This is a genomic window from Kribbella polygonati, from assembly GCF_050320105.1.
Classification (GTDB): domain Bacteria; phylum Actinomycetota; class Actinomycetes; order Propionibacteriales; family Kribbellaceae; genus Kribbella.
In genome coordinates, this window is the sequence record NZ_CP190129.1 from 7,433,090 (window position 1) to 7,458,154 (window position 25,065).

The following is a 25,065-nucleotide window of genomic DNA, read 5'->3' on the forward strand; positions in this document are numbered from 1 at the left end:
TTTTCTCGGCGGGAGGTTCTGGCCGGGGTGGGTGCGGGGCTGGCGGCCGCGGTGGTGCCGGGGTGTTCCGGTGGCGACGGCGGCCGGTCGGGGGCGTTGCAGGTGTGGGGCGGCGTACCGGCCGCGTCGGGGCCGGCTGATGTGGTGAAGGCGTTCCAGCAGAAGTTTCCGCAGTACAAGGTGGAGTACACGCGGTTCGTGAACGACGACCGCGGCAACCTGAAGCTCGACACCGCACTCCAGGGTGGTGTCGACATCGACGTCTACTTCACCTACTCGCAGGGCGCGATGGCGCTGCGGGCCGGGTCCGGGCTGGCGGCGGACCTGACCGACCGGGTCACGGCGGACCCGGAGCTCAAGGTGTTCCTGGACACCGAGAAGCCGCGCTCGTACATCGACAACGGCCGGGTGAAGGCGCTCGCTACCGCGCGCGAGCCGTTCTTCGTCCTGTTCAACGAGAAGCTCCGTCAGCAGGCGGGCGTCGAGCTGCCGCACGCGTGGACGATCGACGAGTTCCGCGCGACCGCCCGCAAGCTGACGACGGACAAGACAGTCGGCGTCTACACGGTGCCGGACGTCGCCCGGATCGCCCTCGGCCCGAACTACTGGTACGACGGCGACCGCTCGAACTTCGGCGACCCGCATTTCGAGCAGGGCTTCCGGCTCGGCCGCGAGATGATCGCCGACGGTACGGCGTTCCCGTGGACCGAGGTGCTGTCCCGGCATCTCGACGCGTACCAGCAGAACGCGTTCCTCGGCGAGGAGTTCCACCTCTGGTCGACCGCGCCGTTCAACCTGCGGTACCTGTACGACGCGAAGAAGTACCCGCACGACTTCAAGGTCGCGTTCGCGCCGTCGCCGACGGTGGACGGCAAGGACTGGAACGGCGGCTCGTTCAGCAACTTCATCATGATCAACCCGAAGTCGCCGAAGTTCGAGGCGGCCTGGGCGTTCGTGAAGTTCTGGCTGACCGAGGGCGCGACGCCGATGCTCAAGGGCGGCAAGATGCCGGCGCTCGGCAACGTCACCGATGACCAGATCGTGTCCGGGATGCTGGGCAAGGAGCCGGAGAAGTACTTCGACCTCGACTCCTTCCGCCGGGTCGTGCTGACGTCGGACCCGAAGCTCGCCACCGACACCCGGCTGACCGGGTTCCCGGAGATCACGCTCGCGGTCAAGCAGCAGCGCGACCTGTGCTGGATCGGCGAGAAGGAGCCGGGCGCCGCGATCCGTGAGGTACGGCGGCTCGCCGACGCCGCGATCGCCCGGAACGAGAGGAGGCCCTGATGGCCACCGCCACGCTCGTCAGGACCGGCACGAAAACGTTGTCGGAGAAAGGCCACGGGATCCGTCCGTCCGGCTGGACCGGGTTCCTGTTCATCGCCCCGAACCTGCTCGGCGTCGTCGCGTTCACACTGATCCCGCTGATCAGCGTCGTCGTCCTGGCGTTCACCGACTGGAACCTGGTCTCCGGACTCGGCGGCATCACGTTCAACGGCCTCGACAACTTCGTCGCGATCGCCCGGGACCCCGGGTTCTGGCACGCGATCGGGCTGACCTTGGTGTACGTCGTGGTGTCCGTCCCGCTGACGGTGATCCTCGGCCTCGGTCTCGGGATCGCGCTGAACCGGCCGCTTCCGGGTCGCGCCGTACTGCGGGCGATCTTCTTCCTGCCGTACATCGTGAACGTGGTCGCGGTCGGCATGACGTGGCTGATGCTGATGAACCCGAAGGCCGGCCTGGTCAACCAGGTGCTGGACGTGTTCGGGATCCGGCCGGGCTGGTTCGCGTCCTCGCACTGGGCGCTGCCCGCGCTGATCGTGATGGCCATCTGGGGCGGCGTCGGGTACTGCTCGCTGATCTACCTGTCCGCGCTGCAGGACGCGCCGCGGCAGCTGTACGAGGCGGCCGACATCGACGGCGCGTCGGCGTGGGCCAAGTTCCGCGTGATCACCTGGCCGTCGTTGCTTCCGACAACGATCTTCCTGCTGGTCACGCTGATCATCGGGGCGTCCCAGGGGTTCGGCCTGATCGCGCTGATCACCGCCGGCGGTCCGGGCGACGCGACCACCACGATCTCGTACTACATGTACCAGACCGGCTTCCAGTTCTACCGGTTCGGCTACGCGTCGGCGATCGGCCTGGTGACCTTCGTCGGCGTACTCGTACTGACGCTGCTGACCTGGCGCGCGCAGCGAGGAAGGGCCCTCAATGAGTAAGAAGTGGCTGTGGGGGATCCCGCTGTGGATCCTGGCGCTGGCGTTCCTGGCGCCGTTCGCGTGGATGATCTCGACCGCGCTGAAACCGGACGTGGACGCCTACAAGATCCCGATGCAGTGGATCCCGCACCCGTTCCAGTGGGACAACTTCACGACCGTGCTGAGCGGTGCGACCTCGGTGCTGCCGGCGTTCGGCCGCTCGGTTCTTGTCGCTGTCCTGCGGGTCGCCGGGGAGTTGATCACCGCGACGATGGCCGGCTACGCGTTCGCGCGGATGTCGTTCAAGGGGCGGGACAAGCTGTTCCTGCTGTACCTGGCGACCGCGATCATCCCGGCGCAGCTGCTGCTGGTACCGCGGTTCATCTACTTCCAGAAGCTCGGGTTGTACGACACGTTGTGGGCGCTGATCCTGCCGGGAATGTTCACCGTGCTCGGTACCTTCCTGATGCGGCAGTTCTTCGTCAGCCAGCCGGCCGAGTTCGCCGAGGCGGCCCGGATGGACGGCGCGAACGAGTGGCGGGTATTCACCCGGATCTACTTGCCGTTGGCAACACCGGTGATGAGCGCGCTCGGCATCCTCGCGTTCGTCTGGTCCTGGAACGACTACGAGACGCCGCTGGTGCTGATCAGCAACCCGGACCGGTACACGCTGCCGCTCAGCCTGACCAACTTCGTCGACGAGCAGGGCCAGATCGCGCCGGGACTGACGATGGCCGCCTCGGTGATCTCGATCGTGCCGGTACTGCTCGTGTTCATCGTCCTGCAACGGCGGTTCATCGCCGCCATGACCCATACAGGAATCAAATGAATGTCTCCGGCGTCTTTCCGCATCTTGCCCAGGTGGGCGACTTCGGCCCGCCGCGCAGCGAGCTCGGCATCGGTTCGCTGATGCCGTGGAACGGGAAGCTCTACGTCCAGAACTACAACTCCCACAAGGCGTCGTCGGGCGCCGGCGTCAGCCTGCGCCGGATCGACGCGGACCTGTCGATGGAAGTCGTCGCGGAGACGCTCGGCGTGGACGGGACGTACACGAACCGGTTCGTGCACTTCCCGACCTCGCGGCTGGTGCTCGGGCCGCACGTGATCACCGCGGACCACAAGATCGTCACGATCCCGGAGCTGCGGCCGCTCCGGGTCTGCGGTACGTCGCGGCACCTGACGAAGCCGGACACCCACGTCTACGTACTCGCGATGGAGGGCGAGCTGTTCGAGCTCGACGTCACGACGTACGAGTGCACGCAGCTCTTCGACCTGAACGACGAGCTCGGTACCGACGGTGAGATGAAGGTCCACTACAAGGACTGCTACACGTCGTTCGGCCGGCTCGTCGTCTGCTCGAACGAGTACTCCGAGCCCGAGTGGGCCGGCGTCCGGTCGCGCGGCCGGCTGGCGGAGTACGACGGTACGGCGTGGAAGGTCCTGCGGGAGGACCCGTACACCGCGATCGGCGGGCGGCACGAGTTCGGCGGGACGATCTTCGCGACCGGGTGGGACCGGGCGTCGGCGATCCTCGAGGTGTTCACCGAGTCCGACCGGCAGTGGACCCGGTACCGGTTGCCGAAGGCGTCGCACTGCTTCGACCACAAGTGGCAGACCGAGTGGCCGCGGATCCGCGAGGTCGAGCACGAGCGGCTGCTGATGGACCACCACGGCATGTTCTACGAGCTGTCGCCGTGGGCGTACGGCGGCCGGATCTGGGGTGTGCGGCCGATCTCGACGCACCTGTGGGTGCTCGGCGACTTCTGTTCGTGGCGCGGCATGCTCGTCGCCGGTGCGGACAACGCCTCGCCGAGCCACGGGCTGAACCCGACGACGGCCGAACCGCAGTCCGGGTTGTGGTTCGGGAAGACCGACGACCTGTGGAGTTTCGGCAAGCCGGCCGGCTGGGGCGGGCCGTGGTGGGAGACCCCCGTTTCCGCCGGCGTGCCGTCCGATCCGTACCTGATGACCGGCTTCGAGGGGAAATGCCTGCACCTGGAGAACTTCGGCTCTGAGCCTTTGCGGGTCACGGTGGAGATCGACTTCCACGGGCACGGGCGGTTCGGTGCGGTGGAGACGCTGACGGTCGAACCGGGGCAGGTCCGGACGCATGTGTTCCCGCCGGGATTCAGCGCGCACTGGGTGCGGGTGGTCAGCGACACCGACGGTGTGGCGAGTGCCCAGTTCGTCTATACGTGACGATTACGGGATGGCAGACATGGAGAGAGCCGGTAGTCCGAGTCCGTTGCAGCTGGTCAAGCGGGCCCTGCCCGAGCTGCACGGTGCGATGCAGCGGGTCGCCGAGTACATTCTGGCGAACCCGGACGACGTCGCGCGCGGCTCGATCACCAAGCTGGCCGAGGCCGCGCAGACCTCGGCCGCGACCGTGACCCGGCTGTCCACCCACCTCGGGTACGCCGGTTATCCGGCGCTCCGGGCCGCGCTCGCCATGGAGGTCGGGCGCGGCCTGGAGGCGGGGTGGGCGAGCGACATCGGGCTCGCGATCGGCCCGGCCGACCCGCCGGAGCAGGTGCTCAACGTGCTGGCGTCCACCCAGGCGAACGCGCTCCGGAACGCGCTGGCCGCGATCGACCTGGCCGCCGCGACCCGGGTCGCGGACGCGATCGCGGGCGCTCGCCGTACCCACATCTACGGGGAGTGGGGCGACGCGATCCCGGCCCGCGAGCTGTACATCCGGCTGCTCCGGATCGGCATCCCGGTGTGGTTCTTCGACGGCCCGAGCTCGTCGCAGATCGGCGCCGGGCTGCTCGGCGAGGGCGACGTCGCGCTGACCGTGAGCCGCTCCGGCCTGGACCCGACCACGCTGGCGTTCGTCCAGCGGGCGAAGGCCGAGGGCGCGCTGACGGTCGCGATCACCGGCGTCGTCGACTCGCCGGTCGGGCGGGTCACCGACGTCGTGCTGGACACCGGGACGCTGAACGGCACCGCGTGGACAGAGTTCTTCGCCGGGCGGGCGAGCGACGTACTGACCGCCGGGCTGCTGTTCGTGCTGGTGGCACAGCGGGTGCCGGACCACCTCACCGCCAACCACCCGAACGGCCTGGGACAACCGGTCGTGCACCCGGACTCCGTCATCCGGCCGGACATCTTCGGCCAACCAGACTCCTGAAAGGTTTGTGCATGCAGCAGCTCGAGGTCCAGTCCGATCTGACCGTCGTCGGCGGCGGGCTCGCCGGGATCTGCGCGGCGATCGGCGCCGCGCGGCAGGGCAGCACCGTGGCGCTGGTGCAGAACCGGCCGGTGCTCGGCGGCAACTCGTCCAGCGAGGTGCGGGTCTGGGTGTGCGGGGCGACCGCCCACGGCACCCAGAGCTTCGCGCGGGAGACCGGCATCATGGGCGAGCTGTTCGTCGAGAACCAGTTCCGCAACCCGCTCGGGAACCCGTACTACTGGGACCTCGTCCTGCTGGAAGCGGTTCGCGCGGAACCGCGGATCACACTCTTCCTCAACACCGACGTCCGCTCCGTCGAGGCCGCGGACGCCGAGATCCGGTCCGTGACGGGCTGGCAGATGGGGTCGGAGAAGGAGATCCGGTTCGTCAGCCCGGTGTTCGTGGACTGCTCGGGCGACGGGCTGGTCGGCGTACTCGCCGGCGCCGAGTACCGCACCGGGCGCGAGCCGCGATCGGAGTACGACGAGTCGTGGGCGCCCGACGTACCGGACTCGAACACGCTGGGCAGCACGATCCTGTTCTACTCCAAGGATGCGGGGGAGCCGGTCCGGTTCGTGCCGCCGGCGTTCGCGCGGGACGTCACGGAAACCGCGATTCCGGAACGCCGGGTGATCCGGACCGACCTGAACGGCTGCGCGTTCTGGTGGATCGAGTGGGGCGGCGAACTGGACGTCGTCGACGACAACGAGGCGATCCGAGACGAGCTGCAGGCCGTGGTCTACGGGATCTGGGACTACATCAAGAACAGCGGCAACTTCGACGCCGGCAACCTGACCCTGGAGTGGATCGGGTCGGTGCCGGGAAAACGTGAGTACCGGCGCTTCCTCGGCGATCACGTACTGACCCAGCACGACGTCCTCGAGCAGCGCGAGTTCGACGACCGCGTCGCGTTCGGCGGCTGGTCGATCGACCTGCACCCGCCCGGCGGCGTGTACGCGTCCGAGCGCGGCTCGAAGCACTGGTTCTCCGACGGCGCGTACCACATTCCGTTGCGGTCGCTGTACTCGCGGAACGTGCGGAACCTGTGGATGGCCGGGCGGAACATCAGCGCGAGCCACGTCGCGTTCGGGACCACCCGGGTGATGGCGACCTGCGCCGTACTCGGTGAGGCCGCCGGGATCGGCGCGGCTGTTGCCCTGCGCAACGGTCTGACACCGCGGGAGTTGGCGCACGACCGGTTCGGCCTGATGCGGACCGCGCTGACCCGGGCCGACGCGTCGGTCCTCGGCGTCGCCGACGACGACCCGGCGAACCTCGCGCTGTCCGCGACCGTCACCGCGTCGTCCACCCTCACCAGGCCGGCGCTCGAGGTGTCGTCCGGCACGCTGCCGCTGACCACCGACCTCGGCATGGTGATCCCGGTCGACCCGGCCCTCGACGGTTTCGAGGTGCTCGTCGACTCGAACGGCGGGCCGCTCACCGTCGAACTGCACGACCCGGTGAAACCGCAGAACTATCTGCCCGCCCAGCTCGTCGACTCCTGCACCGTCGACCTCCCGGCCGGCGAGAAACGCTGGATCCGGATCCCGCTGGCGTGGCGTCCGGACCGGCCGTCGAACGCGTTCGTGGTGTTCCGGAAAACGCCGGACGTTTCCGTCCACACAGCAGCGACGGCCCTCCCCGGCACCGTGCACTTCGCGCACCGCGACCCCGCCCCGGACGAGCAGTGGACCGAACAGTTCCGCGCCTGGAAACACATCCTGCCGCGCGCCGGCCTGTGCCTCCGCCTCGGCGAGACCACGGCGTACGCGCCCGAAAAAGTCCTGGGCGGTTACGCCCGCCCGTACGGCGGCCCGAACCTCTGGTCCTCCGAAGACCTGGCCTGGGACCCCAACCCGTGGCTGGAACTCACCTGGCCCGAACCGGTCGAACTCTCCGAGCTGGTGGTGATCCTCGACGCCGACGTCCAGGAGGACCTGATCAACCTCCACCACCACCGCACGCCCTTCGAGTCCCTCCCCACCGTCCTCGCCGACTACACCCTCGAATCCCGCAACGGACCCGGCCCCTACCAACCGATAGCCCACGTCACCGACAACCACCACCGCACCCAACACCACCGCTTGGCAACCCCCACCCAAGCCACCCACCTCCGCCTAACCACCCACAAAACCAACGGCTCCCCCCGAGCCCACGTGGTCTCACTCCGCGCCTACTAGTACCGCCAGTCGAGCTCGTGCTCGAGCATCCAGCGGGTCAAGGGCTCCGCGGCGCTCCGGGCCCTGGCAGCCCCGGTCAGCAGGTCGGCGAGGACCTGCGACGGTGCCGCAAGCCGGAGCCCCGTCCCGGTCTTGCGGGTGCGGGTGTAGACGACGTCGGAAGCCGGCTCGGCGAGGACGATGGTTCTGTTCTTGGCGGGGACGAGTCCCCACCTGTCAGCGGCCGCCTCGGCGTCCGGGGTGTAGATCACCGTGGGGCCGTTCGGGGTTTCCGGTTCCCAGTGTTGTGCTGCCTGGGTTCCGCTGAGTGCGTGGCGTACCGGGTCGGCGGCGATGCGGTTGAGGAGAGGCGGAGCTCCGGGTCTGCTGCGCCAGCAGGAGAGGTTGGCGTCGCGGCTGAAACGGACATCCTTGTTCCAGCGATGGACCAATGCGAGCCAGCTTGGGACGGCGACTACCCCGGGGGCTTGGCGTTCGACGAGTTCCTCTTGTTCCAGTTGGGTGATGACTGGGCGGATCGCGGAGGCCCGTACGCCGGTGGTTGAGACGAGGTCGTGGGTTGTCCAGAGGCTGCGGAAGTCGAGGAGGGCGCGGATGACCAGCGCTGCGCTGTCTCCGGACAACGGTGCGGGGGACGTCGGGCTCATGACCAGGCTCCGGCGTCGCCGGTTGCTCGGGCTTTGAGGCCGAGCGGGAGAGTGGCTCGGACGGTCCAGACGTACTGCCGGTCTTCTTGACGGAGCTCGAGCAGGCTGATGTCGGTCAGCTGCGTCGTGGCAACCTTGCCGGCGACCGAGTCAACGTGCCGTCGGAGCGGCCCGGCGGGAGCTGTCTCGGTCCAGTAGCCCAACGAGATGTGGGGCTGCAGCTCAGGCAGTTGCGGAACCGAGTCGGTTCCCCAGATGTCGTTGATCGCGGAGCGAAGATGAGCCTGGAGCCGGCGCAGCCGATTCACCGGCGTGACCGGCAGCTGCAGGCTCTCGGCATCGACGACGGCCGGCTCGATGCCGATCTCGAAAGGCTGGACGTGGTCGAGCCGCCGGCTCGTGGCGGTGACGATCAGCTCGAGGTCGGACTCCGGGACACGATCGGCGAAACCGACACCTTGCATCGTCAGGTGCAGGAGCTCTGCGGGGACCAGTGAGATTCCGGCGAGCGATCGGAGCGGCTGCTGGTACGTGGCGTGCAGTTCGAGCAGCGCCGGGTCGTCGGGGAAGATGACGTGCCAGGTGTAGAAGGACCGCCCGGGACGCCAGTTCGGGTGCGAGCTCCAGTGATCCCGTACGTCGTCGCTCATCTCGGGTTCCCTCTCGTCCGTAGTTCGAGGTCGTCTCGCCGAGCGGTCGCCGGGCGGCCCAGAAGTCCCGGCTGCTGGGTGAACTCGACGATCCGGTCCCGCAGCAGGCGCCCCTTCGGACTGCGCGCGTACGGTCCGGTGAGGACCGCGACCTCCGCGAGCCGCTGGAGCAGCGGCCGGACCCGGTACTCCGGCGGCAGTTGCAGGACCGGCTCGGTTGCCTCCAACGCGCCGTCGAGTTCGCCCAGGAGGAGACGGGCCTTCGCCTGCTGGAGACGGGCCATGCGTTCGGAGCCGAGGTTGCGCAGCGCGTACGGCGCCATTTCGAACTGGGCGACGCTGTGATCGGCATGGTTCGCGGTGCGCTGCGGGTCCCCGAGGGCGAGGTAGGTGTCCGCCCAGAAACCCTCGGCACGTTCCGGTGTACACAGCAGGACACCGCCGGGCTCGGACTCCGCCGTACGGACGTTCATCGTCTGGGCGATGTTGAGCAGCTCGCGGGCCTTGTCCGGGCGGTCCGCGCGCGCGAGGTCGACGGACGCCGCGCTGGCCAGGAAGAGCCGCGCCGAGCCGGCCGCGTAGCGCAGGCCGTCCTGCGCGTACTCGGCGGCGCGGGCGAAATCGTCCTGCCAGAACGCCGCAGTGTGTTGGGTCGCGCGGATCCAGCCCCGGAGTACGTCGTGGTCGGCCGCCTCGGCGCACGCCCACGCCGTACGGGTGTGGCTCTCGGCGATGTCGGGCCGCCCGAGATCGACCGACATCCAGGCGAGCAAGGTGATCGCCCAGCCGGCGGCCGAGTAGAGGTCGCGGGACTGACGGGGCGACTGGTTGCCGGCCAGCAGGGTGAACGTGCGGTCCCTGATCGCCCGGCTCTTCGCGAACAGGTGCCGGGTCGGCGTGCGGAGGTACGACTGGGCGATCCGCTCGATGTCGGCCTGGAGCTGCTCGACGGTGAGCTCGCCGACGTTGGACTCCTCGGCGTACGACAGCAGGGCGATCGACTCGTCGCCCGCGTTGACCACCTCGTCGTCGTGCCCGAGCATCGACGGCGGCGTCTGCTCGGGCTCGAACGTCGACGTCCCGGCCGGCGGGAAGAATCCCAGTTCGTTGTCGGCGGCAACCCGAAGGACGTGCCGGAGGCCGGAACGGTACGCGGCGCCCGGCCAGCGAACGGCGCCGCGTTCGAGCTTGGCGATGTAGTGGCCGTCGAGTTCGTACTTGACGTCGGTCGTCTCCCACAGCCAGGTGCAGATGGCGTCGGCGAGCTCGCCGCGGGACATGTGTTCGCCCGGCGCGCGGAGTGACGGAGTGTGCTCGCGCGCCTCCCGTAACAAGTCGTTGGGCTCTGGCATGGCGGTAACTGTAGGGCGCCGAACACCCTCTGCAACCAGGAAAACGGGCGTTGTGGATGATCTGCCCCGGTATGCCCCGAGATGCCCCGAATCCCTGGGGAAAAAGGGGTTTCCGGGCGGTCTGCTGCGGAGATCGTGGTCGCGTTCGTCGGTTCGGCGGTCGGTCGCGGTCGGGTTGACGCTTGCTGAGCGTGTTCGGGCCGGGGCATCGCGGGGCAGATAGGGGAAGCCCCTCGGGCCGCGGGGCGGTGGCTAGAGTTGGCGGGTGCCTGAGGAAGCGGTCACCACCTTGCACGCCGAGCTGGCGCGGTTCGGCCGGGTGGAAGAAGGGTTCGCGCTGCTCGAGGTGTTCCTCGAGGTCGCGCGGGAGCGGTTGGGGGCCGTGGTGCTGGATCCGGTGGGGCTGCGGATGCCGGCGGAGTTGACCGCTGACCGGGCGGTCGTGCAGCAGTTGATCGACGAGATCGAGCGCGAACCGGTGCGGAAGGGTCGCGTGGTCGAGCGTGGGTACGACATGGAGGACGAGCAGGCGCGGTGGGACTTCGTCCGGCTCGCGTACAGCTCGCAGCAGGCGACGGTATGGAGTCGCCGGGAGCGGACGACGTACTTCGAGGTGATCGGGCGGGAGCGGGCGACGTACTGGCTTCCGGACAGTCTGAAGGCGGACTACTTCGACGCGGTGCGTGGGCGTGGGTGGGCGATCCCCGAGGACTGGCTCGGGGCCGCTGCCAAGCGGCCCAAGCCTTGGTGGAAACGCGGTGGGTGGTCCGGCTAGCCGAGGGCAGGCAGTTTTGTGAGGGCTGCGGCTACGGCGGACTGGATGTCGGCGTCTTCCCAGGTGCGGTCGACGATGGCGTTGGAGAGGTAGGCGTCGTACGCGGCGAGGTCCAGGTGGCCGTGGCCGCAGAGGGCGGTGAGGATGACCTTTTCCTCGCCGGACTCCTTGCAGCGCAGGGCTTCCTCGACGGCGGCGGCCAGCGCGTGGGTGGGTTCGGGGGCCGGGACGATCCCTTCGGTACGGGCGAACTGGACGCCGGCGGCGAAGCACTCCGACTGCGGCTTCGCGACCGCCTCGATCTCACCGGTCTCGTACAGGTGGCTGATCAGCGGGCTCATGCCGTGGTACCGCAGGCCGCCGGCGTGGATCGGGTCCGGGACGAAGTCGTGGCCGAGCGTGTGCATCTTCATCAGCGGCGTCATCCCGATCGTGTCGCCGAAGTCGTACGCGTAGGTGCCCTGGGTCAATGAGGGGCAGGCGGCCGGCTCGACCGCGCGCACCACCGGTGACATCCGGCCGGCCCACTTCTCCCGCAGGAACGGGAACGCCAGGCCACCGAAGTTCGACCCGCCGCCGGTGCAGCCGACGATCAGGTCCGGGGTCTCGCCGACCATCGCGAGCTGGATCAGGGCCTCCTCGCCGATCACGGTCTGGTGCAGGAGGACGTGGTTCAGCACGGAGCCGAGCGCGTAGTGCACCTCGGGGTCCTGGACGGCGGCCTCGACCGCCTCGCTGATCGCGATCCCGAGCGATCCGGGGGACTCCGGGTCGGCGGCGAGGATCTTCCGCCCGGCCTCGGTCAGCTCGGACGGGCTCGCGTGCACGGTCGCGCCGAAGACCTGCATCATCGTCCGCCGGTACGGCTTCTGGTCGTACGACGCGCGGACCTGCCAGACCTCGCAGTCCAGCCCGAACTGCGCGCAGGCGAACGCGAGCGCCGTACCCCACTGGCCCGCGCCGGTCTCGGTGGTGAGCTTCCGGACGCCGGACTTGGCGTTGTAGTACGCCTGCGGGACCGCCGTGTTCGGCTTGTGCGATCCGGCGGGTGAGACGCCTTCGTACTTGTAGTAGATGTGCGCCGGGGTGTCGAGCGCCTTCTCCAGCCGGTGCGCCCGGTACAGCGGGCTGGGCCGCCACAGCCGGTAGACGTCGAGCACCTCGCCGGGAATGTCGACGTACTGCTCCTGCGAGACCTCCTGCAGGATCAGGTCCATCGGGAAGAGCGGCGCCAGGTCGTCGGGCCCGATCGGCTGCCCGGTCCCCGGGTGCAGCACCGGCGGCGGAGGCGTGGGCAGGTCGTGAAGCACGTTGTACCAACGCGTCGGCAGCTCGTCCTCTGGCAACAGAATCTTCGTCGGCGTCATGTACGCAAAGTTATGCCCGACCCAAGCCCCTCACAATGACCTGAACCGGAACTCCCCCAGCACTCAACCGGAACACGTCAGCCGCTCGGCCACACCGCCCGGCTGGACGCGGTAAACCACGTCCGACGGTTGCCGGGTGCCTAGGGCATCGGGTACGCCGAGCTGTCGCAGCAGCATCCGCCCGATCATCTCGTGCGAGACGAGCAACGGTCGCCGTACGCCGATCTCCTCGATCTCAGCGAGCGCCCGCTCGGCGCGGGTCTCGCCGTCGGCGTAGCTCTCGCCGTCGGGGAACCGGAACGCGTACTTGTTCTCCTCACGGGCACTTCGTTGCCCCGGCCACCTTGCGTCGATCTCGGCAGACCCGAGGCCCGACCACAGCCCGTGGTCGATCTCGGCCAGGTCGTCGACGACCCGCGCGGTCAGACCGAGCTCCGAGGCGATGATCGTGGCCGTTCGATGCGCGCGACCAAGCGGGCTCGTGAAGACGGCGTCGATGTTCTCGCGGCTCAGGAGCCGGCCGTTTCGACGGGCCTGTTCGAGACCGACGGCGGTCAGTGGCGAGTCGAGGCGGCCCTGCCGGCGGCCGGCGACGTTCCATTCGGTCTGGCCGTGTCGCGCCAGGTAGGTCGTCAGGCCGGCACCGCGGCCGGGGCGCCCAGCCATTCGTCTATTTCGGTGAGGAGGGCGGTTTGGGTTTCGGGTGGGGCGGTGGAGGCGAGGACGGAGGAGCGGGCCAGGTCGGCCAGTTCGGGGTCGGTGAAGGCGTGGACGGTGCGGGCGGTTTCGTACTGTTCGGCGAGGCGGGAGCCGAAGAGGAGGGGGTCGTCGGCGCCGAGGGCGATGCGGGCGCCGGCCTCGTAGAGGTGGCGGAGGGGGACGTCTTCGGGGCGGCGGTAGACGCCGAGGGAGACGTTGGAGGCGGGGCAGACCTCCAGGGCGATCTGGGCGTCGACCAGGCGTTTGAGCAGGTCGGGGTCCTCGACCGAGCGGACGCCGTGGCCGATCCGGCCGGCGCCCAGTTCGTCGACGCAGGTGCGGACGGTGGCCGGGCCGCACAGTTCGCCGCCGTGCGGGGCGGCCAGCAGGCCGGCGTTGCGGGCGATCCGGAAGGCCGGCTCGAACTCGGACGTCGTACCGCGGCGCTCGTCGTTCGACAGGCCGAAGCCGACCACGCCGCGGCCGACGTACTGCGTGGCGAGGCGGGCCAGCGTACGGGCGTCCAGCGGGTGCCGGGTGCGATTCGCGGCGATGATCACCTGGACGTCGATCCCGGTCGAGGCCGACGCGTCCCGGGCGGCGTCCAGGACCAGGTCGGTGAACTCGGTGATCCCGTGGAAGCGGTTCGCGTACCCGGACGGGTCGACCTGGATCTCCAGCCAGCGCGAGCCGTCGGCCCGGTCGTCCTCGGCGGCCTCGCGGACCAGCCGGCGTACGTCGTCCTCGGTCCGCAGCACCGAGCGCGCGATGTCGTACAGCCGCTGGAACCGGAACCAGCCGCGCTCGTCGGCCGCCGACAGCTCCGGCGGCCAGTCGGTGCGCAGCGCGTCCGGCAGCCGGACACCGTGCGTGTCCGCCAGCTCGACCAGCGTCAGATGCCGCATCGAGCCGGAGAAGTGCAGATGCAGGTGCGTCTTGGGCAGCACCCGCAGATCCCGCTGCGTCATCACAGAAGGTTACCGACGCACAGCGCCGAGAGAGAAATCGGCGGCGGACCGCCACCACTCACCAAGTCCCGTGCGGCGGCGGAGCCGCGGCGCGCTGAGCGCGGGCGCGGCGCCGGCCGCGGGGTTGGTGAGTGGTGGCGGTCCATCTCAGCCCAGGAGCTTGGCGATCCGAGTGAGGCCTTCGGCGAGGTCGTCGTCGCCGAGGGCGTAGGACAGCCGCAGGTAGCCCGGTGCGCCGAACGCCTCGCCCGGGACGACCGCGACCTCCACCTCGTCCAGGATCAGGTCCGCGAGTTCCGCGGACGACGTGGGCGTCCGGCCGGCGATCTCCTTGCCGAGCACGCCCTTGACCGACGGGTACGCGTAGAACGCGCCGGTCGGCTCCGGGCACTCGATCCCGGGGATCTCGTTCAGCATCCGGACCATCGTGCGGCGCCGCCGGTCGAACGCGACCTTCATCTCGTCGACCGCGGTCAGGTCCCCGGACACCGCCGCGAGCGCGGCCCGCTGCGCCACGTTGCAGACGTTCGAGGTCTGGTGCGACTGCAGGTTGGTCGCGGCCTTGACGACGTCCTTCGGCCCGATCAGCCACCCGACCCGCCAGCCGGTCATCGCGTACGTCTTCGCGACCCCGTTCAGTACGACGGTCTTGTCGGCCAGCTCCGGTACGGCGACCGGGATCGACGTCGCGCGGGTGTCGCCGTACGTCAGGTGCTCGTAGATCTCGTCGGTGACCACCCACAGGTCGTGCTCGAGCGCCCAGCGGCCGATCGCATCGACGGCCTCCGGGCTGTCGACGGCGCCGGTCGGGTTCGACGGCGAGCAGAACAGCAGCGCCTTGGTCCGCGGGGTGCGGGCCGCCTCGAGCTGCTCGACCGTGACGCAGTAGTTCTGCGACTCGTCCGCGAGCACCTCGACCGGTACGCCGCCGGCCAGCCGGATCGCCTCCGGGTACGTCGTCCAGTACGGCGCGGGCAGCAGCACCTCGTCGCCCGGGTCGAGCAGGGTCGCGAACGCGTTGTAGACCGCGTGCTTGCCGCCGTTCGTGACCAGGACCTGGGAGGGCTCGATCTCGTACCCGGAGTCGCGCTTGGTCTTGTCGGCGATCGCCTGCTTGAGCTCCGGCAGGCCGCCGGCCGGGCTGTACCGGTGGTTCTTCGGATCCCGGGCGGCCGCGACCGCGGCCTCGACGATGTAGTCCGGCGTCGGGAAGTCCGGCTCGCCGGCGCCGAACCCGATCACCGGGCGGCCGGCCGCCTTGAGCGCCTTCGCCTTGCTGTCCACCGCCAGCGTCGCCGATTCACTGATGGCGCCGATCCGCGCCGAGATCCTGGAACCCATACACCCATCCTGGCACCCGCCCGCGGCGGCCGGGACCACGTTTCACTGGCTGGCGCGGACCGCCAGGCCATCACAATCGGCACCATCGCGCCGGCCTGAGCGTGGGAACCGGCCGACCGGCCCGGTTGTGATGGCCTGGGCGTCCGGGAACACCCGGGGGGTGTGGTCCGTTGGCAGGACGTGGAGGCTGTATGGTTCTCATCGCGGTGCGGCGCCCGGGCCGATAATCGGTACAGGGGTCGTGCGGGTAAGAGCCTCGGTTAGACCACGTGGCTTGGACCCCGTACACTTCTCTAGTCCGGGCGTTGATGGCCCTGATCCGGCATGCCCGAGATCAGGTCCCACGCGGCGTCCGGATGGATTGCAGAGGGCACTAGCTCAACTGGCAGAGCATCGGTCTCCAAAACCGAAGGTTGGGGGTTCAAGTCCCTCGTGCCCTGCAAATCCTGACCGGCGCAGGGCCGGTCAGGCCGCCGCTAGCGAAAGAGGTAGGTCGTGACGGAGACGCGCACCCCGGCACCGTCCGGCGCCGGCAAGCCCGCGGAGGGCAAGCAGGGCAGGGGCCTGCTGCGCTTCTACCGGCAGGTGGTCGCCGAGCTCCGCAAGGTGGTCTGGCCCACTCGCAAGCAGCTGTCCACCTACTTCGTGGTCGTCCTGACCTTCGTGGTGTTCGTCATCGCGATCGTCTCGGTCCTCGACCTCGCCTTCGGCTGGGCGATGTTCAAGGTCTTCGGCTGAGGAACGCCGGCCACGACCAACTGTAGGTTCCGGGCGACCGGCCCGGCCTGAAACAGACAAGACCCCCGATGCACAGATGACGGAGTACGACGTGTCCGAGCGCGACGACGAGGTCCTCGACTACGAGGACGAGTTCGACGTATCCGACTCCGACGACAACCTCGATCTCGACTTCGACGAGAACGCCACCGACGACGACGACCTGTTCGGCGACGACGACGATGACGACGACCCGTTCGCGGACCTCGACGACGAGGACGAAGGCGACGACGAGGACGACGACGAGACCGACGACGACGAGTACTCCGCCGACGACGAGGCCGAGACCCCGAAGCCGGACGCGGACACGTCCGACGACGAGCCGGTCGTGGTGGTCCCGGCGGCCGACGAGTCCGAGGTCACCGAGGTGGTGACCGCGGCGGACGTCGACGACGCCGAGGAGGAGCTGGCCGAGGAGACGGCGGAGACCGCGCCGCTGACCACCGCCGAGCCGGCCGCCGCGCCGGACGAGGTGGTCTTCTCGAGCGCCGGCGCCACGGACGAGGACGACGACGCGGACGAGGACGACGACGCGACCGAAGGCGCCGACGACGCGACCGAGGTCGCGGAGGCGGAGCCGGAGGAGCCGGGCGACCCGCTCGAGGAGCTGCGCAGCCGGCTGCGGTCGCAGTTCGGCGACTGGTACGTCGTGCACACGTACTCAGGGATGGAGAACCGGGTCAAGGGCAACCTGGAGAACCGGATCAACTCCCTGAACATGGAGGACTACATCTTCGAGATCATCGTGCCGACCGAAGAGGTCGCCGAGATCAAGAACGGGCAGCGCCGGATGGTGAAGCGTACGGTGCTGCCGGGCTACGTGCTGGTCCGGATGGACCTGACCGACGAGTCCTGGTCGACCGTGCGGCACACGCCGTCGGTGACCGGCTTCGTCGGGAACAGCCAGAAGCCGGTCCCGCTCAGCCTCGAAGAGGTGGAGAAGATGCTCGCTCCGGCCGTCGTGGCGGCGGCCGAGGCGGCGGCAGCCGAAGCCGGTGCCGCACCTGCCAAGACCGCGGCCAAGAAGAAGGTCGAGGTCGCCGACTTCGGTGTCGGTGACTCGGTCATGGTGGTCGACGGGCCGTTCGCGACCCTGCACGCCACAGTCACGGAGATCAACGCCGAGGCCCAGCGGATCAAGGCCCTGGTTGAGATCTTCGGCCGGGAGACCCCGGTGGAACTCAGCTTCAACCAGATCCAGAAAGTCTAAGGACCCGACAGAATGCCTCCCAAGAAGAAGATCGCTGCCCTGGTCAAGGTGCAGCTCCAGGCCGGTGCCGCGACGCCGGCACCGCCGGTCGGTACCGCGCTCGGTCCGCACGGCGTCAACATCATGGAGTTCTGCAAGGCGTACAACGCCCAGACGGAGTCCATGCGCGGCAACGTCGTACCGGTCGAGATCACGATCTACGAAGACCGCTCCTTCTCCTTCGTCACCAAGACGCCGCCGGCGCCGGAGATGATCAAGAAGGCCGCCGGTCTGCAGAAGGGCTCGGCCGTCCCGCAGCGGGACAAGGTCGGCAAGATCAGCAAGGACCAGGTGCGCGAGATCGCCACCACGAAGATGCCGGACCTGAACGCCCGGGACATCGACGCCGCGATGAAGATCATCGAGGGTACGGCGCGCTCCATGGGCGTCGTCGTCGACGGCTGACCGTACCTAATCCAGAAGAAGTAGTGGCAGGGCGAAGCGCCGCCCGGAGACCACACCCCAGAGAGGAACAGCAGTAATGGCACAGCGCAGTAAGGCTTACCGCGCCGCGGCGGAGAAGATCGACTTCGATCACCTCTACACGCCGCTGGAGGCGATCCGGCTGGCCAAGGACGCCGCCGGCAGCAAGAAGTTCAACTCCACCGTGGACGTCGCGATGCGTCTCGGGGTCGACCCCCGCAAGGCCGACCAGATGGTGCGTGGCACCGTCAACCTTCCGCACGGTACCGGCAAGACGGCACGGGTCCTCGTCTTCGCCACCGGTGACAAGGCCGAGCAGGCAAAGGCGGCGGGCGCCGACTTCGTCGGCGACGACGACATGATCAAGAAGGTGACCGACGGCTGGCTGGACTTCGACGCCGTCGTCGCCACCCCTGACCTGATGGGCAAGGTCGGCCGCCTCGGTCGCGTCCTCGGCCCGCGTGGTCTGATGCCGAACCCGAAGACCGGTACGGTCACGCCGGACGTGACCAAGGCTGTGTCCGACATCAAGGGCGGCAAGATCGAGTTCCGGGTCGACCGGCACGCGAACCTGCACTTCATCATCGGCAAGGCGTCGTTCGACGAGGCCCAGCTGGTGGAGAACTACAGCGCCGCGCTCGAGGAGATCCTCCGGCTGAAGCCGGCCAGCTCCAAGGGCCGCTACATCAAGAAGACGGTCTTCTCGACCACGATGGGTCCGGGTGTCCAGGTTGACCCCAACCTGACCCGCAACCTCGCCGAGGACCAGGTCGAGGCCTGATCTCTCACTTCAGCACCAGAACGCCCCCGCCTTCCGGCGGGGGCGTTGTGCTGTCCGCCGCCGAATCGCCGAGTCGTGGCGAATGGCACCCGACAGGATCGCCGAGTCGTGGATCCGGGTCCCCGCGGACGACCATTTCTCACGACTCGGCGGCGGGGATCGGTGGGCGGCGGGGTGGGGATCAGGGGTAGGTGGTGATGAGGTCGGGGGTCAGCGCCGAGGGGGTCGGGGCGCCGATGAGGCGGAGGGTGTGGTCGAGTTCATCGGCCAGGTCGGTGAGGAGGCGGGTGACGCCTTCGGAGGAGCCGACCGTGAGAGCCCAGAGGGCGGGGCGGCCGACGAAGACCGCGCGGGCGCCGAGGGCGAGGGCGGTGAGGATGTGTTCGCCGCGCCGGATGCCGCCGTCGACGTACACCTCGACGTTGCTGCCGGCAACGGCTTCGGCGACCTCGGGCAGCGCCCGCGCCGTCGGGATCGAGCCGTCGAGCTGACGGCCGCCGTGGTTCGAGACGATGATGCCGGCGGCGCCCGCATCCGCGCAGCGCTTCGCGTCGTCGCCGCGCAGGACACCCTTGACGACGACCGGGAGTCCGGTGCGTTCGGCGAGCCAGCCGATGATGTCCGGGTTCAGGTCGTCGGCCTTGCCGAGGTCGTCCTCGGTCCAGTCGCCGGCGGGCAGGTTGGCGAGCAGCTGGCCGGGTTTCACCAGGTCCCAGACGGTCTCGCCCTCGTCCTCCTTGCGGCCGACGACCGGCGTGTCGACGGTCAGTACGACGGCCCGCGCGCCCCCTGCGACCGCCGCGTCGAGCATCCGGCGGGTGATGTCGCGGTTCCGGACGACGTAGATCTGCAGCCACCACGGCACCCCGGTCCCGCCGAGCTCGGCGAACGTGGAGCCGGCGTTGCTGGACACACCGAGCACGGACCGGGCCGCGCCGACGCCGCGGGCCATCGCGAGCTCGCCGTCCGGGTCGGCCATCCGCTGCATCGTCGACGGCGCCACCAGCACCGGTGCGTCGACCGGCGTACCGAGCACCGTCGTACGGAGGTCGATGCCGGAGACGTCGTTCAGCACGCGGGGCCGGAAGCGGTACGCCGACCAGGCCGCGGTGGCCTCGCCGACGCTGACGCCGCCGGCGGAACCCTGCCGGAAGTAGCGGTGCACGGCCTCGGGCAGCTTCCCGGCGGCCGCGCTCTCCAGAGTGTCGATCCAGCGCATGCGGCCCATGGTCGCACCCCGGCCTCGGCCGCGGGAGAGTATTTCCGGGCGACCAGCTAGAATCGACCGCATGACGCAGTACGGGCGGCGATTTCCGCGCCCCGGCCGGCACGACGGTGCCGACGGGGTGAGCTGCTGCTGCGCTCTCTCCTGAGGTGACCGCGGCCGACCGGGGTGGACCCCCGTCGAGACCGTCATCCCTGGAGAGTTCCCATGTCTGTCCTCACTGTTGAAGAACTGCACGCTGCCCTCGCGCTCCGCGACCTCAGCGACCCCGCCCTTGGGCCGCACGCCGTCCAGCTTGTCGTCGACTCGATCCGGACCGCGCTCGAAAAAGCCTGGCCGTACACCGAGATCTGGACCCGCCGCGACCGTCCCGTCGTACCGCTGGCGGACAACTACGACAACCTCGGCTACGCGGCCGATGCCGTCACCCGGGAGGCCCGCTACACGCGGTACGTCTCGGACGACGAGGTACTGCGCAGCCACACGTCGGCGATGATCCCGCCGGCGCTCCGCGAGCTGGCCGGCTCGGCGGCGTCCGACGTACTGATGGTCTGCGCGGGCATCTGTTACCGCCGGGACTCGGTCGACTGGCAGCACACCGGTACGCCGCATCAGCTCGACCTGTGGCGGGTCAGCCGGAACGTCACGCTCGGCGAGCCGGAGCTGGAGGACATGATCGCCCGCCTGGTCGACACGGTCCTGCCCGGGCAGACCTACCGCACCGTGCCGGCGGTCCACCCGTACACGATCCACGGCCGGCAGATCGACGTACTGCTGGACGACCAGTGGATCGAGATCGGCGAGTGCGGGGTCGCGGCGCCGCACGTACTGCGGCTGACCGGGCTGGACGAGAGCTGGACCGGGCTCGCGATGGGTCCGGGGCTCGACCGGCTGATGATGCTCCGCAAGGGGATCCGCGACATCCGGCTGCTCCGGTCCACCGACCCGCGGGTGGCGGCGCAGATGCTGGACCTGATGCCGTACAAGCCGGTCTCGTCGATGCCGCCGGTACGCCGGGACCTGTCGGTCGTGGTGGGCGAGTCGGCGGACGTGTCGGACGAGGTGCTCGGCGACACGGTCCGGGCCGCGCTGGGCCCGGACGCGGATGCCGCGGAGTCGCTGGAGGTGCTGGGCGAAACGTCGTACGACGACTTGCCGACGAGTGCCCGGGAGCGTCTCGGGATGACGCCCGGCCAGCGGAATCTGCTGGTCAGGCTGGTCCTGCGACCGGTGGACCGGACGCTCACCGACGCGGAGGCGAACGTCCTGCGGGACAAGGTCTACCGGGCCTTGCACGAGGGGCCGGTGCTGGAGCTGATCAGCGCCTGAGCTCGCGGGCCGCCAGTACGAACGCGCACACCGCGAGCGGGAGCTCGAGCAGCAGCGCCTCGGTCAGCGAGAGCGTCCGGTCGAACCCGGCGGCCGACGTACTCACGTCGAACCAGGCGTCGGCGATCAGCAGCGTGCCGGCGGCCACCGCGGTCAGCACGGCGTGCCTGTTGCGTTTGTGCAGCAGGTACGCCGTGAGACCGGCGGCGATCGCGGTCGCGCAGTCGAGGCCGATCCAGGTCAGCTTCCAGTGGCCGGCCTCGTAGGTGCTCGGCAGGGTGGCCGCGAGGATCAGGCACCACGGCAGCAGTACGGCCGCGACGCCGGCGGCGACCATCGCGGCCAGTCCGCCCGGCGATCGGCGCGCGCGGATCCGGCCGTCCAGCCGGCCCTCGGCGATGTACTCCTCCAGCGCGTCGGCCACGCGGTCGTCGATCGCGTCACCGAGTTTCCCGTCCATGGCATGCCCGATGTCCCTGGGGCTGATCGCTGTCGTCGTCATACCGTCAAGCCTTCCGGGGAACGCCGTCCGGCACAGTCCGGCCAGCCCACGAACCGGGGTGGGGATAACCCCCGGCGCGTTCCGTGGGCTGTCCTGATGCCTTCCGGCGGCACCGACCACGTAAGTTGTGACCGCGAGCAGGCGCTGACACGGGGAGGTGATCCGGATGACGGCTGCGGCGAGTCCGGTTCCCCGGACGCCCTGGGGACTCTGGCGGTCGCCGTACTTGTGGTTGGCAACTATCCACCTGCTCGGCGACGCGGTCGTCGTGCTGACGTCCGGTCTGCTCGTGCTCGGATCGACCATCGTGGTCGTGGTGGGCTTCCTGCTGGCGCCGATCGGGATCCCGCTGAGCCGGTGGGCGAACCACTGGGTCTACGGCATCGCCGGCTGGGAACGGGCCCGGGCCCGGATCACCCGCGGGCAGGACGTGACCGCGCTGGTGCCGCCGCCGCGCACCGGGTCGACCGTCGACGACGCCGTCCTGGCGGTGAAGGACCCGGGGCTTTGGCGGCAGTTGATCTACTACGTCATCCTGTTCTGGCTGGCGATCGGCTGGCTGTTCCTGGTGCCGTTCGCGTGGTCGGTGCCGCTGGTCCTGATCCCGCTGCCGGCGTACTACACGCACTTCGCGGCGGCACAGGCCCAGCTCGGGCCGTTCGTCATCAACTCGACCATGCGCGCGTCGGTGGTGGCGGTGATCGCGGTGCTGTTCCTGGCCTTCGTGTCGCCGCTGGTGATCCGGGCCGCCTCGTGGTTCGACGGGTGGCTGGTGAAGGAGCTGCTCGGGCCGTCGGAGACCGGCGTACTGGCCGAGCGGGTCCATCAGCTGGTGCAAAGCCGGCAGCAGGTGGTCGACTCGGTCGAGGCGGAGCGGCGCCGGATGGAGCGCGACCTGCACGACGGCGCCCAGCAGCGGCTGGTGTCGCTGGCGATGACCCTCGGCCGGGCGAAGAACCGGCTGGGGGACAAGGAGCCGGCGGTCCGGGCGCTGATCGAGGAGGCGCACACCGAGGCGATGCAGGCGATCGCGGAGATCCGTGACCTGACCCGTGGACTGCATCCGCCGGTGCTCACCGACCGCGGCCTGGACGCGGCGCTGTCGGCGGTCGCGGCGCGCTCGCCGGTGCCGGTCCGGCTCAGCGTCGACGTACAGCCACGACCGAAGCTGACGATCGAGTCGATCGCGTACTTCGTGGTCACCGAGGCGCTGGCGAACGTCGCCAAGCACGCCGACGCCGCGGAGGTGGACGTGCTGGTGGTCCGGGAGGACGACGTACTGCGGGTCGTGGTGCGGGACAACGGCCGCGGCGGCGCTGATCCGGCGGGCGGCAGCGGGTTGCGGGGGCTGGCCGACCGGGTGGCCGGCGTGGACGGACGGCTGTCGGTGGACAGTCCGCCGGGTGGCGGCACGACCCTGATCGCGGAGGTGCCCTGTGGCTGAGGAGGACGGACGGATGCGGGTCGTGATCGCCGAGGACTCGGTGCTGCTGCGGGAGGGCATCGTCCGGCTGCTCGAGGAGCAGGACTGCGTGGTGGTCGCGGCGGTCGGGGACGGCAACCAGTTGCTGACCGCGGTCGAGCAGCACCGGCCGGACGTGTGCGTGGTGGACGTGCGGATGCCGCCGACGTTCACCGACGAAGGCCTCCGGGCCGCGCTGGTGATCCGCGACCAGTACGCGGAGGTCGGTGTGCTGGTGCTCTCGCAGTACGTCGAGGAGCGCTACGCGAGCGAGCTGATCGGCGGGAACCCGGGCGGTGTCGGGTACCTGCTGAAGGACCGGGTGGCGGACGTCGACCAGTTCATCGACGGGTTGCGCCGGGTTGCCGGCGGCGGCGCGGCGCTCGACCCGGAGGTGATCGCGCAGCTGCTGGTGCGGTCCCGGAAGGCGGATCCGCTGGCCGTGCTGAGCCCCCGGGAACAGGACGTTCTCCGGGCGATGGCCGAGGGTAAGTCGAACGCCGGGATCGCGCAGGCGCTGGTCGTCGGCGAGGGCGCGGTCGAGAAGCACATCAGCAACATCTTCCTGAAGCTCCAACTGTCCCCGACCGACGGCGAGCACCGCCGGGTGCTGGCGGTGCTGAGATATCTGGGGACCTCGTGACCAGGGCACAGCGGACCATGCTGCTGGTCGGGGCGCTGCCGTTGCTGCTGGTGCTGGTCGGCGGTGGTGCGTTGACGGTGAGCCAGATCCGGGGCAAATTGCCGTACAACTACTCGGCCTCGTTCGCGCCGGCGACGTCCGGTGTGGAGGTCACGTCCGACCTGCCGACGCAGATCGAGGCGAGCTTCGACGGGCAGGTGCACGTCACGGTCGACGGGACGTACGCCGCGAGCCGGCCGGACGTCCGGGTGGTGACCGAGGGGGGTCTGGTCAAGGTCGACACGATGTGCCCGGACTCGCACTGCCAGGTCGCGCTGACGGTGGACGTCCCGGCGAACGCCGCCGTCCGGGCGAAGGTCCAGGAGGCCTCGCTGAACGTCGACGCGGTGGCCGCGCCGTTGACGGTGGACGTCAGCGACGGCTCGGTGGACATGGCTCAGATCCGCAGCCCACGCGTCTCGGTGGATGCCCGCAGCGGCTCGATCTCGCTCCTCTTCGACAAGGCACCGGACCAGGTGTCGGCCACCTCCAGCGAGGGCTCAATCACCGTGCAGCTGCCGCGTTCGACGACGTACGCGATCGATGCGGTCGCTGCGCAGGGCTCGACCAACCTGAGCGTGCCGAACGACGCGTCCGCCAAGCACAAGCTGTTCCTGCGCAGCAGCTACGGCAGCATCACGGTGCGATAGCCGCGCAGAACGCCTTCGCCTTCTCGGTGATCGACTGCCAGTTGCCGGCGGCCACCTCCGCGGGCGCGACGACGTCCGTACCGGCGCTGACGGCGAGCGCACCGGCGGCCAGGAAGTCCTTGGCGTTGCCGGCGTTGACCCCGCCGGACGGGATCAGCGGTACGCCGGGGAACGGGCCGTTCAGGTCCTTGAAGTACTTCGGTCCGAGCTGGTGCGCCGGGAAGATCTTCACCGCGGCCGAGCCCAGTGCCAGCGCGGTCATCACCTCCGACGGGGTGAACGCGCCGAGAACGACCGGTACGCCGGCCGACCGTGCCGCGTCGGCGACCGCGGCGGCCTCGGGGCCCTGGCCCGGGGTGACCAGGAACTGCGCGCCCGCGTTGATCGCCTGCGTGGCCTGGTCTCCGGTCTGCACGGTGCCCGCACCGACGACCGCGCCGGTCTCGGCCGCGGTGGCGGCGGCACGCTCCAGGTGCCGGGGGAGGTCCGGCGTGGTGTAGGTGAGCTCGACGACGTGGATGCCCCCGGCAACCAGTGCGGCGCACAGGTCGCGGGCGTCGGAGATCTCCGGGGCGCGGACGACGGTCAGCACCCGGTCGGCGCGGAGCAGGTCCAGGGTGTTCACAAGCAGGGTTC

25 protein-coding genes and 1 tRNA gene are annotated in these 25,065 nt (G+C 69.6%); 16 read left to right on the forward strand and 10 right to left on the reverse strand.

Annotated elements, in window-relative coordinates; genetic code table 11:
• The first annotated feature begins 27 nt into the window (after positions 1-27).
• Genes ACQHIV_RS35575 through ACQHIV_RS35600 form a run of 6 tightly spaced genes read left to right on the forward strand, consistent with a single transcriptional unit; the run spans position 28 to position 7,550 of the window.
• Positions 28-1,287 carry an ABC transporter substrate-binding protein gene (locus ACQHIV_RS35575; protein WP_427888735.1) on the forward strand — a complete coding sequence of 420 codons (1,260 nt, stop codon included), beginning with the start codon at positions 28-30 and terminating at the stop codon, positions 1,285-1,287.
• Positions 1,287-2,219: a carbohydrate ABC transporter permease gene (locus tag ACQHIV_RS35580; protein WP_427888736.1), complete on the forward strand. Its 933-nt coding sequence runs from the start codon at positions 1,287-1,289 to the stop codon at positions 2,217-2,219. Before ACQHIV_RS35575 ends, ACQHIV_RS35580 begins: the two co-directional genes overlap by 1 nt.
• On the forward strand, positions 2,212-3,027 hold the full coding sequence (locus ACQHIV_RS35585; protein ID WP_427888737.1) for a carbohydrate ABC transporter permease: 816 nt from the start codon (positions 2,212-2,214) through the stop codon (positions 3,025-3,027). The genes ACQHIV_RS35580 and ACQHIV_RS35585 overlap by 8 nt, the downstream gene beginning before the upstream one ends.
• Positions 3,024-4,397, forward strand: coding sequence for a hypothetical protein (locus ACQHIV_RS35590; protein ID WP_427888738.1), 1,374 nt, complete (start codon positions 3,024-3,026; stop codon positions 4,395-4,397). Before ACQHIV_RS35585 ends, ACQHIV_RS35590 begins: the two co-directional genes overlap by 4 nt.
• 10 nt (positions 4,398-4,407) lie before the next feature.
• Positions 4,408-5,328: a MurR/RpiR family transcriptional regulator gene (locus ACQHIV_RS35595; protein ID WP_427888739.1), complete on the forward strand. Its 921-nt coding sequence runs from the start codon at positions 4,408-4,410 to the stop codon at positions 5,326-5,328.
• 11 nt (positions 5,329-5,339) lie between these two features.
• A complete protein-coding gene (locus tag ACQHIV_RS35600) occupies positions 5,340-7,550 on the forward strand; it encodes an FAD-dependent oxidoreductase (protein WP_427888740.1) in 2,211 nt (736 codons plus the stop codon).
• On the opposite strand, the gene ACQHIV_RS35605 is transcribed toward ACQHIV_RS35600, so the two are convergent.
• The 3 genes from ACQHIV_RS35605 to ACQHIV_RS35615 are packed head-to-tail and all read right to left on the reverse strand — an operon-like array spanning position 7,547 to position 10,199.
• Positions 7,547-8,197 carry a hypothetical protein gene (locus ACQHIV_RS35605; protein ID WP_427888741.1) on the reverse strand — a complete coding sequence of 217 codons (651 nt, stop codon included), beginning with the start codon at positions 8,195-8,197 and terminating at the stop codon, positions 7,547-7,549. The genes ACQHIV_RS35600 and ACQHIV_RS35605 overlap by 4 nt on opposite strands.
• A complete protein-coding gene (locus ACQHIV_RS35610) occupies positions 8,194-8,847 on the reverse strand; it encodes a 2'-5' RNA ligase family protein (RefSeq protein WP_427888742.1) in 654 nt (217 codons plus the stop codon). Before ACQHIV_RS35610 ends, ACQHIV_RS35605 begins: the two co-directional genes overlap by 4 nt.
• Positions 8,844-10,199, reverse strand: a complete 1,356-nt coding sequence (locus tag ACQHIV_RS35615; protein WP_427888743.1) for a hypothetical protein — start codon at positions 10,197-10,199, stop codon at positions 8,844-8,846. Before ACQHIV_RS35615 ends, ACQHIV_RS35610 begins: the two co-directional genes overlap by 4 nt.
• 265 nt (positions 10,200-10,464) lie before the next feature.
• Between ACQHIV_RS35615 and ACQHIV_RS35620 the strand changes: the two genes are divergently transcribed.
• Positions 10,465-10,974 carry a hypothetical protein gene (locus ACQHIV_RS35620; protein ID WP_427888744.1) on the forward strand — a complete coding sequence of 170 codons (510 nt, stop codon included), beginning with the start codon at positions 10,465-10,467 and terminating at the stop codon, positions 10,972-10,974.
• On the opposite strand, the gene ACQHIV_RS35625 is transcribed toward ACQHIV_RS35620, so the two are convergent.
• The 4 genes from ACQHIV_RS35625 to ACQHIV_RS35640 form a co-directional block, all read right to left on the reverse strand.
• Positions 10,971-12,341 carry a TrpB-like pyridoxal phosphate-dependent enzyme gene (locus ACQHIV_RS35625; RefSeq protein WP_427888745.1) on the reverse strand — a complete coding sequence of 457 codons (1,371 nt, stop codon included), beginning with the start codon at positions 12,339-12,341 and terminating at the stop codon, positions 10,971-10,973. The two genes, ACQHIV_RS35620 and ACQHIV_RS35625, sit on opposite strands and share 4 nt — an antisense overlap.
• Positions 12,342-12,404: 63 nt before the next feature.
• A complete protein-coding gene (locus ACQHIV_RS35630; protein ID WP_427888746.1) occupies positions 12,405-13,007 on the reverse strand; it encodes a histidine phosphatase family protein in 603 nt (200 codons plus the stop codon).
• Positions 12,974-14,008: an adenosine deaminase gene (locus tag ACQHIV_RS35635; protein WP_427888747.1), complete on the reverse strand. Its 1,035-nt coding sequence runs from the start codon at positions 14,006-14,008 to the stop codon at positions 12,974-12,976. Before ACQHIV_RS35635 ends, ACQHIV_RS35630 begins: the two co-directional genes overlap by 34 nt.
• Before the next feature lie 147 nt (positions 14,009-14,155).
• Positions 14,156-15,349: a pyridoxal phosphate-dependent aminotransferase gene (locus ACQHIV_RS35640; protein ID WP_427888748.1), complete on the reverse strand. Its 1,194-nt coding sequence runs from the start codon at positions 15,347-15,349 to the stop codon at positions 14,156-14,158.
• A 367-nt stretch (positions 15,350-15,716) separates the two neighbouring features.
• On the opposite strand from ACQHIV_RS35640, the gene ACQHIV_RS35645 reads away from it, so the two are divergent.
• The 5 genes from ACQHIV_RS35645 to rplA all read left to right on the forward strand — a co-directional run bounded on the left by ACQHIV_RS35645 (position 15,717) and on the right by rplA (position 18,579).
• Positions 15,717-15,789: transfer RNA gene (locus ACQHIV_RS35645), tRNA-Trp, on the forward strand.
• Between the two features lie 55 nt (positions 15,790-15,844).
• Positions 15,845-16,087 (forward strand): preprotein translocase subunit SecE, encoded by a 243-nt coding sequence (gene secE / locus ACQHIV_RS35650; protein ID WP_344191576.1) that lies wholly within the window; start codon positions 15,845-15,847, stop codon positions 16,085-16,087.
• A gap of 202 nt (positions 16,088-16,289) precedes the next feature.
• Complete coding sequence (nusG, locus tag ACQHIV_RS35655) at positions 16,290-17,336, forward strand: transcription termination/antitermination protein NusG (RefSeq protein WP_427896632.1); 1,047 nt, start codon at positions 16,290-16,292, stop codon at positions 17,334-17,336.
• A 12-nt stretch (positions 17,337-17,348) separates the two neighbouring features.
• On the forward strand, positions 17,349-17,780 hold the full coding sequence (gene rplK, locus ACQHIV_RS35660) for a 50S ribosomal protein L11 (protein WP_427888749.1): 432 nt from the start codon (positions 17,349-17,351) through the stop codon (positions 17,778-17,780).
• Between the two features lie 76 nt (positions 17,781-17,856).
• Complete coding sequence (rplA, locus tag ACQHIV_RS35665; RefSeq protein ID WP_427888750.1) at positions 17,857-18,579, forward strand: 50S ribosomal protein L1; 723 nt, start codon at positions 17,857-17,859, stop codon at positions 18,577-18,579.
• A gap of 181 nt (positions 18,580-18,760) precedes the next feature.
• On the opposite strand, the gene ACQHIV_RS35670 is transcribed toward rplA, so the two are convergent.
• Entirely contained in the window at positions 18,761-19,798 is a 1,038-nt protein-coding gene (locus tag ACQHIV_RS35670) for an alpha-hydroxy acid oxidase (RefSeq protein WP_427888751.1), read from the reverse strand.
• Between the two features lie 213 nt (positions 19,799-20,011).
• On the opposite strand from ACQHIV_RS35670, the gene ACQHIV_RS35675 reads away from it, so the two are divergent.
• Positions 20,012-21,133, forward strand: coding sequence for a hypothetical protein (locus ACQHIV_RS35675; protein WP_427888752.1), 1,122 nt, complete (start codon positions 20,012-20,014; stop codon positions 21,131-21,133).
• Here ACQHIV_RS35675 and ACQHIV_RS35680 read toward each other — a convergent pair.
• A complete protein-coding gene (locus ACQHIV_RS35680; RefSeq protein ID WP_427888753.1) occupies positions 21,123-21,635 on the reverse strand; it encodes a hypothetical protein in 513 nt (170 codons plus the stop codon). The genes ACQHIV_RS35675 and ACQHIV_RS35680 overlap by 11 nt on opposite strands.
• A gap of 166 nt (positions 21,636-21,801) precedes the next feature.
• Between ACQHIV_RS35680 and ACQHIV_RS35685 the strand changes: the two genes are divergently transcribed.
• The 3 genes from ACQHIV_RS35685 to ACQHIV_RS35695 are packed head-to-tail and all read left to right on the forward strand — an operon-like array spanning position 21,802 to position 24,429.
• A complete protein-coding gene (locus ACQHIV_RS35685) occupies positions 21,802-23,079 on the forward strand; it encodes a sensor histidine kinase (RefSeq protein WP_427888754.1) in 1,278 nt (425 codons plus the stop codon).
• 13 nt (positions 23,080-23,092) lie between these two features.
• Complete coding sequence (locus ACQHIV_RS35690; RefSeq protein ID WP_427896634.1) at positions 23,093-23,740, forward strand: response regulator; 648 nt, start codon at positions 23,093-23,095, stop codon at positions 23,738-23,740.
• Entirely contained in the window at positions 23,737-24,429 is a 693-nt protein-coding gene (locus tag ACQHIV_RS35695; protein ID WP_427888755.1) for a DUF4097 family beta strand repeat-containing protein, read from the forward strand. The genes ACQHIV_RS35690 and ACQHIV_RS35695 overlap by 4 nt, the downstream gene beginning before the upstream one ends.
• Here ACQHIV_RS35695 and ACQHIV_RS35700 read toward each other — a convergent pair.
• Complete coding sequence (locus tag ACQHIV_RS35700; RefSeq protein WP_427888756.1) at positions 24,416-25,054, reverse strand: bifunctional 4-hydroxy-2-oxoglutarate aldolase/2-dehydro-3-deoxy-phosphogluconate aldolase; 639 nt, start codon at positions 25,052-25,054, stop codon at positions 24,416-24,418. The genes ACQHIV_RS35695 and ACQHIV_RS35700 overlap by 14 nt on opposite strands.
• Positions 25,055-25,065 lie beyond the last annotated feature (11 nt).